The sequence below is a fragment of the Shewanella profunda genome, from assembly GCF_023283765.1.
Classification (GTDB): domain Bacteria; phylum Pseudomonadota; class Gammaproteobacteria; order Enterobacterales; family Shewanellaceae; genus Shewanella; species Shewanella profunda.
This window is the reverse complement of record NZ_JAKILG010000002.1, coordinates 1-17116: the sequence shown is the minus strand read 5'-3', so window position 1 is coordinate 17116 and position 17116 is coordinate 1. Positions and strand designations below refer to the sequence as shown.

General features: G+C 46.0%; 8 protein-coding genes and 1 pseudogene. 2 read left to right on the top strand and 7 right to left on the bottom strand.

Annotated features, from left to right (window positions below):
- Positions 1-154: 154 nt before the first annotated feature.
- On the bottom strand, positions 155-754 hold the full coding sequence (locus L2744_RS01120; RefSeq protein ID WP_248990321.1) for a YjaG family protein: 600 nt from the start codon (positions 752-754) through the stop codon (positions 155-157).
- On the bottom strand, positions 729-3530 hold the full coding sequence (gene barA, locus L2744_RS01115) for a two-component sensor histidine kinase BarA (RefSeq protein ID WP_248990320.1): 2802 nt from the start codon (positions 3528-3530) through the stop codon (positions 729-731). The genes L2744_RS01120 and barA overlap by 26 nt, the downstream gene beginning before the upstream one ends.
- 100 nt (positions 3531-3630) lie before the next feature.
- Here barA and rlmD point away from each other — a divergent pair, with 100 nt between their 5' ends.
- Positions 3631-4983 (top strand): 23S rRNA (uracil(1939)-C(5))-methyltransferase RlmD, encoded by a 1353-nt coding sequence (rlmD, locus tag L2744_RS01110; RefSeq protein WP_248990319.1) that lies wholly within the window; start codon positions 3631-3633, stop codon positions 4981-4983.
- Between the two features lie 152 nt (positions 4984-5135).
- Complete coding sequence (gene relA / locus L2744_RS01105; RefSeq protein WP_248990318.1) at positions 5136-7343, top strand: GTP diphosphokinase; 2208 nt, start codon at positions 5136-5138, stop codon at positions 7341-7343.
- Positions 7344-7848: 505 nt separating this feature from the next.
- On the opposite strand, the gene L2744_RS01100 is transcribed toward relA, so the two are convergent.
- From L2744_RS01100 to L2744_RS01080, 5 genes and pseudogenes are all read right to left on the bottom strand, one after another.
- Entirely contained in the window at positions 7849-9561 is a 1713-nt protein-coding gene (locus tag L2744_RS01100) for an FAD-dependent oxidoreductase (RefSeq protein WP_248990317.1), read from the bottom strand.
- A gap of 32 nt (positions 9562-9593) precedes the next feature.
- On the bottom strand, positions 9594-10436 hold the full coding sequence (locus tag L2744_RS01095; RefSeq protein ID WP_248990316.1) for a PRC-barrel domain-containing protein: 843 nt from the start codon (positions 10434-10436) through the stop codon (positions 9594-9596).
- Positions 10437-10809: 373 nt separating this feature from the next.
- Positions 10810-11244 (bottom strand): OsmC family peroxiredoxin, encoded by a 435-nt coding sequence (locus tag L2744_RS01090; protein ID WP_248990315.1) that lies wholly within the window; start codon positions 11242-11244, stop codon positions 10810-10812.
- A 357-nt stretch (positions 11245-11601) separates the two neighbouring features.
- On the bottom strand, positions 11602-16356 hold the full coding sequence (locus L2744_RS01085; RefSeq protein ID WP_248990314.1) for a DUF3320 domain-containing protein: 4755 nt from the start codon (positions 16354-16356) through the stop codon (positions 11602-11604).
- Positions 16357-17012: 656 nt separating this feature from the next.
- A pseudogene (locus L2744_RS01080) lies at positions 17013-17116 on the bottom strand (transposase); the annotation flags it as partial.

Below are 17116 nucleotides of genomic sequence, written 5' to 3'. Positions count from 1 at the left end.
ATAAATCCTTGATAAACAATCTTTCTCATCGGAGATTGCACTTGGACTGCGATAGTCAGTCAATGATGACCCGTTTACGCCGTGTTATCTTAGAGTGGCTTAATACTTTGGGATAACACGGATTAAACTTGCAAGTTTAGATACATGTAGGCTGTTAGGCGATGCTAATGCCAATATTGGATACACCTGCTTCGATGATGTCTTTGCGTAGACCTTTTACCAATTCCGCAGTGATTTTTGGATTTTCTTCAATAATTTCGAGCAGAGAATTTTGTAACTCCTTCTCTTCTTCCATGACTTCATGGGCGAAGACGAAATCATCTAGGGCGTCATCGACTAAATCGACATCGCTGATGGCTTCAATATAGTTCGCCACAGTGCTTGATGATAACTTACTGATATTGGTTATATCTTCTTCATTTTTATCTTGGATTGCACTTAGCAATGTTGAGAGTGCAACAACTGCATCCATGGCGGGATAGACACCATAGGCTTCAAAATCGGCAGGATCGGGTGTGTTATCTTCCAATCGCTGTAGATGGACATCAATATTAAATTTGAGTTTATTGTCGTACTGGGATTGCCATAACAACTCTAACACTGTGTTTAAAACTGCGGGATCACCAAATTCGCAGACTTCTGAAAACAGTTGATAATTGGGCAACATACGCTGACAAAGAGCAATGGCAAAGAGTTGTTTTTGAGGTAGTTCTAGCGCTTTAAGACGCTTAAAGAAGCCCGTTTTTTTGGTCATCTGTTATTTCCGCTGATAGCTGTGATAGCACTTGTTTTGCCGCTGATTCTACCTTAGTTAACTCATCAAGTAACTCTAGTATTTCGGGTTCGAGATCTTCCACAGGGGTTTCACGTTTTAATGCTGATTCAATCTCTTGGCATAATCTTTGGGTGGTGGGTACACCGCAATAGCAGCTAGCCCCGTGTAATTTATGGATAGTACTGAGCATAGTAGCCTGATCATTTTGGTTCAGCGCCGTCTGAATTTTCTCTACCGTTTCTGGTAGTGAGTCCAGCAGCATTCTTAACATCTCAAGTGCTAGGTTCGATTTATGATTAGCTTGGGTTAAACACAGATCCCAGTTAAGAGTATGCAGATCAAAATGGGTAAACTTAGGTCTTGTTATCCAACGATTGATAACCATTTTTAGCGCAGCTTCATCGATGGGTTTAGGTAAATAACCATCCATCCCGCTGCCTAATATCAATTCACGTTCTTCGGCAATGGCATGGGCGGTAACTGCGATGATTGGCGTATTACGGTTCATCGAGCCTTGGCGAATCTGCTTCGTCGCGCTAATTCCGTCGGTGCCCGGCATTTGGATATCCATAAAAATCAAATCGAAGGTGCGGGTTTTAGCTTGTTTGACCGCCTCATCGCCATTATTAACGGCAATCACAGTGGTGACTAATTCACTAAGTAAGGTGTCGATAAGTTTTAAATTGGCAAAGTTATCATCCACGGCCAATACCGTTAAGGATTGACGCGCCGCAGGAGCTACGTTTGCAATCGGGGTAGGTATGTCATATTCCAATGGAGGGTAGAGCATATTGCGGGCGAGTTGATGTTCACTGACAGGCAGTGACAGTACTGCATCCGCACTGGGCCGTATAAATTTTGTCAGGGTATCTTGCTCTTGGCAATCATACAGAACGACTAAACAGTCAGTCTTCGTCTTCGCGAGATTTAAGGTGCTGACTAATTGCGTCGCATCACTAAAACCATGACAACTTAACAGAATATAATCGTATGGCGCTTCGGTGGTCGCGAGCGTTGTCAGCAAGCTAGGGATATGCTGGTGATGAGTGACTTTGGTATCCCATAGACGCAATTGGCGGCCTAAAACCGCATGAGTCAGTACTCTAGGCTCATAAAACAGAATGGTTTTACCTTTGAGCTTGTCCAATGGTAGTGAATCACCAATTTGGAATTGTCCTAAGCCCAGTGGCAAAGTGAACCAAAAATTTGAACCCTTATCGATGGAGGAGGTAAAACCTATTTGGCCGCCCATTTGATTAACCAAACGTTTAGTGATCACTAAGCCAAGTCCTGTGCCGCCAAAACGTCGAGAGATAGATGAGTCCGCTTGACCAAAGGCTTGGAATAAAAAGTCCTGTTGGCTTTCGTCGATGCCTATGCCTGTATCAGTTACATCGCAGCGGAGGACCACTTGTTCCTCTGATTGGCTTTGTAATTCAAGTTTAACTAGCACACTGCCAGAGTCGGTAAATTTGATTGCATTACCGACTAAGTTATTGATGATTTGACATACGCGCATGGCATCGCCATTCACACTGTCAGGCACATTGGGGGCGATATCGACCACGAGCTCTAAGCCCTTAGCTTGGGCGCTACCCGAGATCAACGTAATGGCATCGCCTATGGTTTCCCGTAAACCGAAGGGCATATTTTCCAACACCATTTTGCCGGCTTCGAGTTTCGAAAAGTCGAGAATATCGTTAATGATAGCTAGCAGATTGGTTGCGCTACGTTCAATGGTATTGATGTAGTCAACTTGGCTCGAATGCAAAGGGGTTTTAACCAGTTGTCGCGCAAAGCCAATCACGCCGTTCAGTGGCGTACGTAGTTCGTGGGACATATTGGCTAAGAATTCAGATTTAATGCGACTGGCTTCTAAGGCGCGTTTTTTGGCTAAATCTAACTCGACGTTTTGGATCTCAATTTGCTCTAAGGTTTCGCGTAAATCAGAGGTGGCTTGGTCGATATTTTGCTGCATCTCATCGTGGTATTCCGACAATGACCCTGCCATCGCATTAATACCGCGTTTGAGTAAATCCAGTTCGCCAATTAAATTACCATCTAAGCGTGCATCTAATTTTCCTTCACGGATCTTTGCGACTACCCGTACCATTTCGGTAATGGGTTGGGTTACATTTTTCACTAACCTAAAAGTGAATAACAGGTTTAATTGAACGCCAAGTAACACAATGATAAAAGCGGCAACGGCGGCTCTGTGCTGTTCGAGTAGAGCGCGTTCCTTGTTGATAATGACTGAGATATAACCCAGTAATTCACCATCATCGTTTTGGATCTCCAAATTCGCGGGAGCAGCAGAAGGCGCACTAGCAAAAATTGGCGTTCGTAGAATAAGGCTGTCGCCAACATGTTCGATTTCGGTTTTGTGTAAATTGTTTAGCGCTTCTTTATAGCGCATGATCTCAAAATCTTTGTGGTAATGGGATGTGACAAACAGTTGATTTTGGATGTCAAAAATGGCGATGGATTTGACTAAGGTCGATTTGTTGATTTGTGCGGCGGCGAGCAACCTCTTAGTCGCTTCGCGATCATTCCCGAGTAAACCAATTTCACTGGCAATAGCTAAAGGCTCGATAATATTACTGCCTTGCTCAATCAGCGTATCTTCGAGCTCATAAAAGCGGTTTATGGTAAAGTAACTGCCCAGAAGGATACCGACCAAAATAGTCGGTGCTAGCGCCAGCACTAGCACCCAAGAACGCAAGCTGTATTTGGTCATGTTGTTGACAGGGGTCATAGCAGCGGCGGTGTTTCCTGTGAAAGAGACTAAGATAATTTTATAAGACTGCCAGAAAGAGGGCGGTCTTTGCCAGTATTTTATTGATTTAGAGGCCGAAATGGCGCAATTTTTTAAAGCAAAACCAAATAGTTCCAAACAGTTGTCGGCTAAGTTGTCGCTCACTGTCAACCAGCTCGATCATCTAGGTGCTGGTATAGCACAACATCAGGGGAAAGTCGTGTTTATCCCTAGTGCTCTACCAAATGAAACTGTGATGGTGCAGTTGACTGAGCAAAAGAAAAATTACGCTCGTGCTAAATTAATTTCGGTTCAAACTCCAAGTGTTGCACGGGTTACGCCTGCATGCCCCCATTACCATACTTGTGGTGGTTGCGATTTGCAGCATATGTCTTTAACGGGCCAGCGAGAACACAAGTCGGCAGCACTCCTCGATATCATGGCTAAATTTGCCGGTGCTGAAGGTGGCGAGTTATCACCCCCGTTAACGGGTGAGGGTTGGCACTATCGCCGCCGCGCACGCCTTGCAACCGTATTCGATAAAAATACCAAACACTTAAGTCTAGGCTTTCGCGCGGCCAGTAGCAGCAATGTGGTTGCAATAAGCCAGTGTCCAGTACTGGCAAAACCCTTGTCGGATTTGATTACTCCCTTTGCAAAGCTGTTAAACCAACTTTCTGCTAAGTCGAGCCTAGGCCATTTAGAGCTTATTGAGGCAGATAATGGTCATTTTGCTGTGCTGCGTATCACTAAGGCGTTAAACGATAAAGATTTGGCTAAGCTGTCAGCCTTTGCCGAGCAGCACCAGATCTACATTTGTCTGCAGGACAACGAAGGGCAATTCCAAGGTGTCGGTGCCGAGTTAGTATTACCTGTTTATCAACTGTTAGATGAAAATGCTGAGTCTGATGCGGTGAGTTTAAGCTTCACGCCCGGTAACTTTGTGCAAGTGAATGGGCAGGTTAACAAGGCGATGGTCAACCAAGCCATGAATTGGCTAGCCCCCGAAGCGGGTGAGCGTATTTTGGATTTGTTCTGCGGCATGGGGAACTTCAGTTTACCCTTAGCGAAAATGGGTGCAGATGTGATTGGCGTCGAAGGGGTTGCCGAGATGGTGACTCAGGCGCGGGTGAACGCTAAAGCTAACAATCTGGATAAACTGACCTTTTACCACGGCGACTTGAGTGCGGATTTATCCCTTGAGCCTTGGATGGGCAAAATTGATAAGTTGCTGCTCGATCCTGCTCGAGCTGGCGCTTTTGAAAGCTTGCAATGGTTGAAAAAAATGAAACCGCGCAAAGTGGTTTATGTGTCATGTAACCCCGCCAGTTTGGCCCGTGATAGCGCTGTGCTGTTAGATCGTGGTTACAAGCTGCAAAAATTGGGGTTAATCGACATGTTTCCTCAAACACATCATATTGAAGCCATGGCACTGTTTGAATTAACCAAGTAATTTGCGCTGACAAAGTAAGCAAAGCGTTTGAAAAACGTAAAAAATGTGAATATTTGGTCAGTTAGGTTTGACAAGTTCGCGCCAATGCTGAAGATAGGAGAGCCGAAGTGGTGCCCACTTTCTCTCTGAGCACGGATAAGGAAATAAATTAGATGGTCTCTGTTCGCGAAGCACACTTTAACGATCCCGATTTTAATCTAGACGATTGGGTGGCTCGTTATGTCAGTCAGGCAGATGAGGCGCAGATGCTGCTCACCTTGATTGCACAGGTCGAAGCCTTACCCGCTAAGAGTCCTGCCGCGAAAAGAGAGCTACTCGAACGTGGGCGCGAGATGATCGAAATCCTCGCGCCACTGAACATGGACATAGAAACCTTACAAGCGGCGATTCTGTTTGTGGTGTTCGATGCGGGGTTACTGACCGAAGAAGCCATTCAAGAAAAATTTGGTGAGCCACTGGCGCGTTTAGTCGCGAGTGTCGTGACCATGAACGCCATCGGCGCCTTGAAAATCAATCCCAATAGCCGCTCAACCGAGCCGCAAATCGATAACATCCGCCGCATGTTGCTGGCGATGGTCGAAGATGTGCGTGCGGTGGTGATCAAACTGGCCGAACGTGTGTGTTTGCTGCGGGCGGTGAAAAATGCCGATGAAGAAACCAGGGTGCTGCTGGCCCGCGAAATTGCCGATATTTATGCGCCGCTGGCTAACCGTTTGGGTATTGGTCAATTAAAGTGGGAGCTGGAAGATATTTCTTTCCGCTATTTGCATCCAGACACTTACAAAGATATTGCCAAGCAATTAGATGGCAAACGGCTGGATCGTGAAGTCTTTATCGACAAGTTTGTCAGGGAGTTGCAACAAAGATTAGATGAAGATCAAATTCGCGCTAAGGTCTACGGTCGGCCGAAACACATCTACAGTATTTGGCGCAAGATGAAGGGCAAACACCTCAAATTTGATGAGTTGTTTGATGTGCGTGCCGTGCGTATCGTGACCGAGCGTCTGCAGGATTGTTATGGCGCATTGGGTGTGGTGCATACCCTTTGGCACCATATTCCACGGGAATTTGACGACTATGTCGCTAACCCTAAGCCTAACGGTTATCAATCGATTCATACCGTAGTGGTGGGGCCTGAGGGCAAAACCGTTGAAATTCAAATTCGTACCCAAGACATGCATGAAGATGCCGAGCTGGGCGTGGCCGCACACTGGAAATACAAAGAAGGCAATCATTCCGGTAAGCAAAGCGGCTACGAAGAAAAAATTAACTGGCTGCGTAAAATTCTGCAATGGCAGGAGGACGTGGTCGAAAGTGGCAACTTGGTTGAAGAAGTGCGCAGCCAAGTGTTTGAAGATAGAGTCTATGTGTTCACCCCAAGCGGTGAAGTCGTCGACTTGCCACTGGGCTCAACCGTGCTCGACTTTGCCTATTACATTCACTCCCAAGTGGGGCATAAATGTATTGGTGCTAAGGTCGATGGCCGTATTGTACCGTTCACCTATCAGGTCGAAACCGGCGAGCGTATCGAGATCATCACCTCGAAACAGCCCAACCCCAAGCGCGACTGGCTTAACCCAAATTTAGGTTATATCCGTACCTCGCGGGCGCGTTCGAAAATCCAGCATTGGTTCAAGCAGCAGGACAGAGACAAGAATATTGTCGCCGGCAAAGAAATGCTTGAATCCGAATTGGCGCGGGTGAGCTTGAAAATTAAAGATGCAGCCATCGCGGTCGAGCGCTTTAATATGGCGAGCATGGATGACTTACTTGCGGCGATTGGCGGCGGTGATGTGCGTCTGCATCAAGTGGTTAACCATATTCAGAGCCGTCTGCGTCTGGACGAAGTGTCGGAAGAAGACGCCGTCGAAGAATTAGTCAAGAAAGGTCAACATAAGCCGACTTCTAGTGGCCGTGGTCAGGTTGAAGTCAATGGTGTGGGTAACTTGCTTAACCATATCGCCCGTTGTTGTCAGCCAGTTCCCGGTGATGAAATCTTAGGTTTTATCACGAAAGGCCGTGGCATTTCTGTGCATCGCGCTGATTGTGAACAGGTTAAAGAGTTGATGCGGGTTCACCCAGAGCGCGGTGTCGATGTGGTCTGGGGCGAAAATTACTCCGGCGGTTATCGGATGCGTTTACGGGTATTGGCCCACGATCGCAGCGGTTTATTGCGTGACTTAACCTCAGTGCTGGCCGCCGAAAAATCCAATGTATTGGCCATGAGCTCATCATCGGATACTAAAAACCAGACCGCCGCGATTGAGTTGGAACTGGAGCTTTATAACCTTGATGGTTTATCGCGAGTGTTATCGAAACTCACCCAAGTCGATAGTGTGATAGAGGCAAGACGACTTTAAGGCTAGTAACGCCTTTCGAAGCAGTAAGTATCTAGAAACCATCTAGAAGCTAGAAAGAAAGTAATCAAGGATTAGAGCGGCAGGGTGAATTTCACCTGCCGCCTTTTCATTTGGCTTATTTTTTATGGAAATTGAGCTGCATGACTTGTTAGTTCAGCTGCGATGTTCTTAGTGTTAGCCTGATATCACCCATACAGGTGTGCCATGGCATTCACTCTCCGACACTGTGGATAGAAGCCTAGGGATTCTAAGCTTATGAACGAGCTATGGAGGGCGAATATTTCGAGTGAACTAAAGTAATTAAGAAAGGTACTCCTTGCACCCACTTGATTTTGGAGATAACGCATAGATCGTCATGTCCATAAGCAGAAAAAGGTGATGACGATGGCCGCAATCTCAACGTCAGGAATCGCTGTTGGGCAATTCACTTTGACCTTGTCAGCCAGCATTATCCTCATGGTCATTCATACACCCTGCGTTATTTGTCTTTTACATAAGCAAGGCTTTATCCGCCAATCCCAAAGGCGATGGCGCTCACAGATAACAAAACTATTAATACCAAGCCAACATCCAACACGTTAGGCAGTTTGAAGTAATAAAGTACATCATCCACTTTCCCAAGGATGTTCAACACCAGAAAGTTCGACTGTGGAATGACCTTGAGCTGCGGCTCAAAGACCTTTACCGCAAGCTTGCCACTCTCGACCGCGGCCTCAATGCTCCACACATCAGCTGTCGTTTGGGTGTGAGCACCTGCTAGAACAAGGTTGGATATTGATGTCTTTTGTTGTGGCATATATTGCTGGGTGTGGGTCGAATTCACCCATTTGGGCTGCGCAGATGTTATGCCTTCGGGAGAAAACGCCCATTCATGCCAAACTTTGATTTTTACAATGGAAAAGTCTTGCCAGCTTTTGCCGCCGTTAGCCTTTTTCACCAGTTCATCTAGGGCATCACACTGCTTTAATTGAAATAACACTTCATCAAGGAATTGCTCCTCAGTGCATTGTTCCAAACAAAGGCCATGAACAGGGCCTGGGACTTTTGAAACGCAAGCAGTAATCGTCCATAGTGATTGAATATCTTCCCCCAGTGAACTCGACTCTCCCCACGCTTGTTCCTGAGCAAAAAGTGTCAGGTTAAAAGCGGAGTCTGAAATAACCAGCGCGCATCGCTTTCGCGGCCAAGACATTTTTTCTTTGAAGCCAATTCTAAAAGACACTTGGGTATGCGGCCCCTGTTGTACCAAGGATTTAAAAAGATTGAGTTTCGGTTGATTTTGAAGCAGCGGGGTTCTGTCTAGAATATCTGCCGCAGAAAAGGGATTCAGTGCGAGGACATAGATATCGGCCTGAACGGTTTCGCCATTGTCCAGTTCTGCCGCTGTTATGCGGTTATTTTCAAAACTCAAACGATGAAGTGGGGTCTGCCAATAAAACTCAACCTGCTTTTGCTTCAGGTCATCGACCCACTTATCAAACCAAACCTCACTGCTGGGCCCGTTCAGAAGCAGCCATCCCGTACGGGCCTTGTGTTCCCATGGCCCTCCTTCACTGTCTGCTTGATGACGATAGCAATACTTAGTGACCAATTGCTTACGGAAAAAATGCGCCACATGATGGAAAGAAACATGACACCAGTCAGAGCCCACCCAAGGGCCAAAAGTGGAACTCCAGGTACTCAGTGTCGAAGCGGCTAAATAAGGTCGCCAAGCTTCTTTAGCGTTGATGTTGCTGTACTTTTGGCTACTTCGGGTATTTGAACACCATGCTTTTCCCATCAGCCAACACCAAAGCCATTTTTCTTTGGTCGTCATACTAAACAGGTTTTCCAAATCGACATTGCTGGAGTTAGAATCACCAAAATGAGCTGAACCTGAATTAGGCGCCAAGCCGAATACCACTGGCCGAGAAAGAATATTGTCATAGAGACTGGAATGCTCATCAAAGGGGATCTCCTTGATGAGTTCGAAAAAATTATTATACCAAGGGCCCATTCCATGCCAAGAGTATTCAGAAGGCATACCCTGATCTTCTTTCCTTCTGGCACTTCTAAAAAAACCACCCGCATCCGCATTCGCCTCGAATACCTTGACTTTATACCCAAGTTTTGCAAATTCATGCGCTGCCGTTAGTCCGGCAATACCACCACCAAAAATAGCGACACTTTTCGCTTCTGTAGATGATTCTGTGGATTTAGAGATAGCTCCAACTAACATTTAGCACCTCTTAACATTATCGTTGTTTGTGTCTAACGTGCTTTTAGGGGGGATTTTATGCTTTCATGTTTCTTGTCATCCAGCCAATAACTGGGGCGACCATAATGATGGTAAATATGCATTTCCGTCTTACGATCAACTGGCACCGTTGGGTTATACGGCGGAGCGTCTTTCACTGCCTGTCGTGTCAGATTGACAGACGCCTTGGCATCGGGCCAACTCACATCTTCGATCCAATCAGCAGGAATCAGCACTTGATGACCTAGCCACCTGTTACTCGTATTCACTATCAGGTATCGAATGGCCCAAGTTTCTTCATCGATAAGCAGGTCCTGTATGTGGCCAATGTCACCATCGGTCGCATGAATGCGGTAGTCGATTACTGCCTGACAACTACGCAGATGAATGTCGTCATCTTGGTGCTGCTCGGCTTTAGTTTGTGCATTAGTCTTAGCTACTTCTGGATGTTCGACATCAGGTGGAGACGCTAAGCCGACGTAACCCGTTAACATCATATTCGGATACACACCCCCGCCCCACATCCCGTCACCGCCCCAATAATAGGGATAGCCGTAGTACTCAAGTAAGCGAATTTCTTGCTGTCGAGAGACAGGTTTTTGGGTGCTGATGTCGGGGCTGTTCTCGACTTGAACTTTTGTGATAGAGACGGGCAACAGCTTGTCCGCCCAATTAGCTTGGCCTATCGAGATAGGCGAAATCAGTACTTTTCTACTGGAAAGCCAAGTGCCAGTGTCAACAACGAGATAGCGAATGCACCAAGTTTCGTCATCGAAATAGACATCTTTAACATGACCAATGTTGCCATCTGTAGCACTGATGACATAGTCCTCCATATTCTTAACTGTGCGTAACATAAGCACTGTCTCCTTCGAATGTTTGTTTTCCTAGAGGGTTGATACCTATGTAGTATGCAAAAGCGGTGACGCTGTCCGTACGCTATCTAACGTAAGTATCATTTTTGTGGAAGTGATGAACTGCCAGATGCCTAAGTCGCCGAGTTCGCAGCCAAATCCAAACTATTTAGTGGGTGCGTGAACACACTGACACCAGACCGCTGGTCATTCACCATAGAAAATACAATCGATAATGTTAAAGGTTGTGGGAAACATTTTTAGTGGGCGATATGAACACACCAATTAAAAAATTAATTTTAGCGGCAGATCTGGCGCTGGTGTTAGTACAGCTTAGCCACATGGCGCTGGCTGATACCGTGTCTCAGGAGATGAGTTATTTCAGTGTCGCTTGCAGGGTAATATCTTCAACACCAGCAAGGGCCTTCGATACCGGACCGTCACACTTTGCCGCAGCCGCAATCTCTTGGAATTTCGCTTCGTCGATGCCCGCAACCTCTGCGATCATAGTCAATGCGATGCGGTCTATAACGAAACCTTCGCCTTGTTTAGCGAGACGTACACTGGCCTTGGTGTCAATATTGGCGGTGGTAAACCCTGCCTTGTCGCAGGCGAATGAAAACGCCATCGTAAAACATGCGGCATGGGCGGCAGCTAGTATCTCTTCAGGGTTCGTGCCACGTCGGTTATCCTCGAAGCGACTACCGAAGCCATACGGATATTGCTTCAGTGCATCGGTCTCGGTACTTATTTTACCTTGGCCTTTCTTACCTTTACCTTGCCATTGGATAGTTGCGATTTTTTCAATCATGGTGTGTCTCCTAAATATCAAAATTGCTCAAGAAGGGTTTCATTTTCGACGCTAATGATCGGGCAAATTGAGACGACTTATATTGCCAACCTATGCCAGTCTGGACTTGACCATAGGTATCCGTCTGTACGGTATGCAACAGATATGATAGCTGCGAAGGCGCTAATGTGATTGCGCTGGGCGTTGCAGATCCTCACCTACCAATCGAAGATATGCTTCTCAAGATCGCTTTTGTACGCTTTCATTTCAGAGGATTAACGGGCCATATATGGCCTGTTATCCGATAGATGAGACTGACAAGTGCTTATTAAGCAGAGAAAATCAGGCCATATATGGCCTGATTTATTGGTTGCCTGATTAATTGATTGATATTTTCAACCGCTCATTCTCACAAACCAACACATTTTTATCACACTGAATCTGCGCTAACTTCGCCATCCGTTCTGTCGCCTGAGCTGTGGCACGTTGGAAACCCAATAAGCCCAAAGCAGCTGATGCTGCGTCCGTTACGCTGATAGCGTGGGCGTCTTGCACTGTCAGCAATAAGGCGTTTGTGAGCTCGGCATCACAGACGTTTTCCAGCTTACGGGTGGCTGTGTCGACGCTGTTCCAGTTTCTTAACTTGACTGTACTGCGGCCATGCGGCCATAACACTTCATCGCTATCTAACTGGATTAATCCTTTGGCAATAGCGCCTGTAATGGCTTGGTCTACAGTGCGTTTAATTTTGGCGCCAACCCTTGTCAGGCCTGCAGCGTTGGCTAAACGAGTAGCAACTAGGCTGGTGAATATTGGGTATTCGGTTTCAACAATACGTTCAACCGCATACACCAACATACTTAAAGGGATGGCGCTGAAATCATCGACATGCGGAATATTGAGCTTAGACACATCGGCTTTTTTATAGGGCGTAGTACAGGCTTCAAATTCTGATTGTTCTTCTTCAATCCGCATTATTGGCGTTGCAATGGCCTCTGGCGCAGCAACTTTGTGTTTCACTTGTATGGTGCTATTGGCTTGTGCTGCCATTGTTACCATCAGTTCGTCATGTTGGGTTATGGCTTTGTCTATGAGTATTTTCAGGCGATGTAACTCTGCATCTGGATCTCGAAACCAGTCAGTAGACCAAATGCGTTCAAAGCTCCAGCCAAGGCCTTCCAGTACACTTTGCCGCAACCTTTCGCGGTCGCGTGCCGAAGTAGCTCCATAATAGCCTGCGCCGTCATATTCCAGCGCCAATACAAATTTACTTGGGTCTTCAGGATGCTTGATGGCTAAGTCGATGTAATAACCCTGACTGCCGACTCGGGTGGCTACCTGATACCCCAAACGCTGGATTGCCTGATGCAGTAGGGTGCCAAAAGCAAAGTTTTGTTCCTGCTGTTTTTCATAGGCTTTGTTCAACTGGCCTGATTCGGCAAACTGCAAAAAGATTTGCAGTGAACGCACACCAAAAGTGCTGTCTGCGCCAACTTTTAGTTCATCGCCTTTGAAGTTGGCGAACACTTCCATTGCCAATCGTGCACGTGAAATCAATACGTTTAATCGCCGTTCGCCGCCCGGTTTGTTCAGAAGGCCAAAATTCTGGCTCAGCTGGCCTGTGCTGGTTTTTCCGTAACAAATGCTGATCAAAATAACGTCGCGCTCGTCGCCTTGCACGTTCTCCAGGTTCTTTACAAAAAACTCATCGCCACCTGCATGGCGTGCAAAGAATTCGTCGGTTTCTGGCTGTAAGCGGCGCACTTTTTCCAGCTCAAGCAAGATAGCATCTCGTTGCGAAAGGCTAAACGCAACAACGCCTAACGATAGGTGAGGTTTAGTTAAAGCGTGATTCAGTACTGCTGCTACAACAGCTTTTACTTCGCCAGTATTAGTGCGAGAGCTGCCTTTGTCGTAATGTGTTTCAGGTAAATAATGAAACTTCAGTCCTGTTGCATCGGGGTGAAAGCCTGGGCTTGGAAAGGCCACTAACTTGTTTTTATAAAACTGGTCGTTGGACACTGCGATCAGTGAATCGTGGCGAGAACGGTAGTGCCAGCGTAGCATTTTACTTGCCGCACCACGGGCTTCCATTAATGCCAGAATACTTTCCATTTCTGCGGTGGCGCTGTTTTCCAGTTCTTCCTCTTCCAGTTCAACAGCTTTACCAAATAGGTTGCTTGGTGGCATTTGCTTACTGTCACCTACCACAATCACTTGCCGCCCGCGCAGCATTGCGCCTAAGGCATCGGGTGCTGGAATTTGACTTGCTTCGTCAAAAATCACCAGGTCAAAATCTAACGCACCTTGTTTTAGGTAGGTGGCGATGGACATAGGGCTCATCATAAAAATAGGTTTTACTTGCTGGATCACTGTACCTGCTTCAGCCAGCAATTTCCTAATAGGAATATGGCGTTTTTTCTTACCTAACTCACGCAGTACTAATTCCATTTCACCTTTAGCTGTTTTCTTTGGCAAGCGCTCGTATAGGCTGTTTACTAAAAATTCTTGGGCGAAAAACAAACTGTTACCATCAATACGTTTAAAGTCGCGTAGGCTTTGTTCATGTTTATTACGGTCAAAGTGCCGTATTGCTTCTGAGCTGTCATAGGCATTGTTAACCAGACCAGAATAATAGCTAAGTTCGAATACCGTCATTAGCAAGTCTGGGGCTGCATGCCATGAGTAAGCATGTTTAGTGAAGTCATTGATGTTATAAGGCTCAAACGCCTTAATAATCTGGTTGTAGCGTGCAAAATCGTAAAGTAGGGCAGAGTTTTTCCAGCCTTCTAACCAGATATTTAGTTGCGTAAATTGCATTGCTGCTAAGTCATGGTTTGGATTGCTGTTGGGTATTTGTATCAACTCTTTCAGTGTTTTCAATTGTACAGATATGCCTGTGCAGAGCGCTGTCAGTGAGTTTGTATGGTCACGCAGCAGCTTTTTATCAAGGCCCGTATCAATCAGTTCAGCCAATGACTGCGACAATTCAAGGCGGTTTACCTTTGTGTAAAAGGTGTTTATCCAGCTGTTTATTTGCGTTAATTCACTGTGCTCCGAAAATTCGCCTTGCCACTGCGCGCCAAAAGTTTCAGATAACAGAGTGTGGTAGCTAGTTAACTCTTTTTTCGCGCTTTGGTAAGTTAAGGCAGTATCTAATGCAGTAAGCCAGTCGGTAGACGAAGCGGGCAGCGCGCCAAGCCAAAGCCCTGCTAACTGTGCTTTGGCTTGGCGATAGCTGGACGACAGGAAACGCCACCATTTATCTGTTTTGCCAATAAGCCCTTGCCTGATACTCAGCAAATCGGCATCCAGCGCTTGAGCGATAAAATGCTGTTCACTGCTTGCTTTGAGTGATAAGAAATTGGCCAGGCAGGTCAGGCCGTTATCTATCCTCTTTGTTTCTAAAGCCCATATGGGGTTATTTACTTTAACGCTTTTAAGATCTGGCACTTCAGATAACCAGCTTGTAGTTGAAATCAGCGGCGTGACTTGTTGCAAGCTTTGTGGTTTCTCAAGCTTGAGAAAAATACTGACAGTTTGGGCTTGGGTATCAAGTTGGCTAAGTAATTGGCATATCTCCGCCAAAGTAGAGGTTAATGCCTGCTGCAACGCAGGTGAAAAGTCAGTGCGGCCAGATATCGCAAATGGATGCGCTGCAGGTATGCCAACGCATGCTAGTTGCAGCACTAATTCAGTCACCAGTTTTCTGGCATTGCTGTATTGCTCTGCTGTCCATTGTTCGAAGTAGCTAAAGGGGAGGGCTGGTAAGGAGTTGTCGGGATCCTTTGTCTTCAATTGCAGCAATGAGCCCAACGCTTCAATGTAATTGATACCGCTACGCAGAATAGGGGCTCGGATAGCATGCACATAAGCATCCAGCGAGGCTTTTGATTCAGCTAAATCTGAAAACTCTTGCTCCCGGTTTGCTGTTTGTGGCCGACCTTGCTCAAGTGACTCAGCAATAGAACCAAGCACAGATTTCTTGGTACTTTTGTGACTATGTAGTTCGAGTACGGCGTAGCCCATATGAGTTTCATCAAGGCGTTTTTTCACCACCTCAAGTGCTGCCATTTTTTGTGCAACAAACAGCACCTTTTTACCCAGCGCAACCGCTTCGGCAATAATGTTGGTGATTGTTTGGGATTTACCTGTACCTGGCGGCCCTTGAATGATCAGGTCCGCGCCAGACTTCATCGCCAAGATAGCTTCAATCTGGCTGGAATCGGCGTCTTTTACCAAGTGGAGTTTTTCTGGATGATTCAGATCTGCAGGATTGATCTCTGCATCGTGGGAAAAGCCATCACGAAATAAGCGGCCAATCAACGGTAACTGTGATGGTTTTTTTCCTTCCGGCCAGCCTGTAGGGTCCAAGTCCATGTACATTTGAAACTTGCCAAAAGAGAACAGCCCTAAACCAATTTTATCCTGATGCACTCGCCATGAAGGTTGCGCTGTAATCGCATCTGATACCGCCTGATAATAATCTGTGATGACCATCTCATCAGAATAAGCGGGAAGCATTAACTTAAACTCAGTCCTTAGTTTTGCAGCTAAGGTCAGGTTTGAACCCAGCTCTTCGCCTGTGTAGCGCAATTTGAAGCTATCTCTGGCTGATGATCGCATTAGTTGAACTGGGATCAGAATTAAAGGTGCATATCTTGAAACAGATGAGTTTGTTGGCTCATTCCACTGTAAAAAACCAAGTGCTAAATACAGAACCTCAACACCTTGCTCTTGCAGCATTGTATGGGCTTCGGTTTCCAGTTTCAGCAGGGCTTTATCCAGCTTGGCGGGCACTAATCCGGTTTGTAGGTATTTGTCGGTGAAGCGGGCCGCTCCCTTTTTCTGTTCGAGGTATAAATCAAGAGGTGGCAATTCCAAATCATCGTCGGTCTGAAAGAATGATCCTTCATCTTCGCTGTCGGCAATTTTTTGCTGATAAGCTTCTGGCAGTGGTAAAAAGCTGAGTGTGTTTTCTTGCTCAACGAGCATTTCAAATATCTTGGCAGATTGCTCATCAATAATGTCGAGGGCTTTACTACCACTGCGGTAATTCAGCTGAGGGTTGGATCGAAGACCCATATCAAGTAATTCCAGACGCGCACGTTCCAGTTGCTGCTCAACAACCATAAAAATCCATCTCCGAGATATGCTGAACAGCAATAGTTTTCACTAGGTTTTGCTGGTGGCGTTGTTTAAAAATCTACCATATCAACGGTTGTTTCTAAAAGCAATCTTGCGAATTATTAGAATGATAAGAACAAGTCGTGCAGAAAGTGAGTGGGCGTATATTGCTTTTATGAGCCGTTTATAAATTTAACGAAATTAGCTAAAGTTGATGGTGCTATTCGCCATGAGATTACTGCTCAACTTATGACTAATTAGGAAAAATGTGCTCCAGCAATTCTGGGTATTCCCTTTTGCAAGCAAATTATCTAATCGGCCAGCCTCCGAGGAGCTATTACGCGCTACGGAATGATTTAATCAACAATGGAAATCCGGTTACAAGGAAATCCGGCTAAGGAAATTCGGCAAGGAAATCCGGAAGGAAATCCGGCGAAGGAAATCCGGCCACCCAAGTTAAAACAACATAATGCACTCGAAGTTTAGATTCAAGCAACGACAAGTCACTAAGTCGCGAAAAAACCGACAAGGCAGGGTTCAAATGGATAAGGATGAGCTAAATTGTGCTATTTAACTGAAAAATGGTGATTTTTAGCAAGAGTTACCTAACCCATTGTCTGGTTGGCTGTGTAGAAAGATAAAGCCGATGAATAAACTTGAAGTCAGCCTGCTTTGAGGTGCTGGCAGCAAGACGCAAAGTGCCGTCGTCGCTTCTCTAAATGCTCACAGTAATCGGTAAGTTCTTGCAATGTTCCCACAGGGCCAT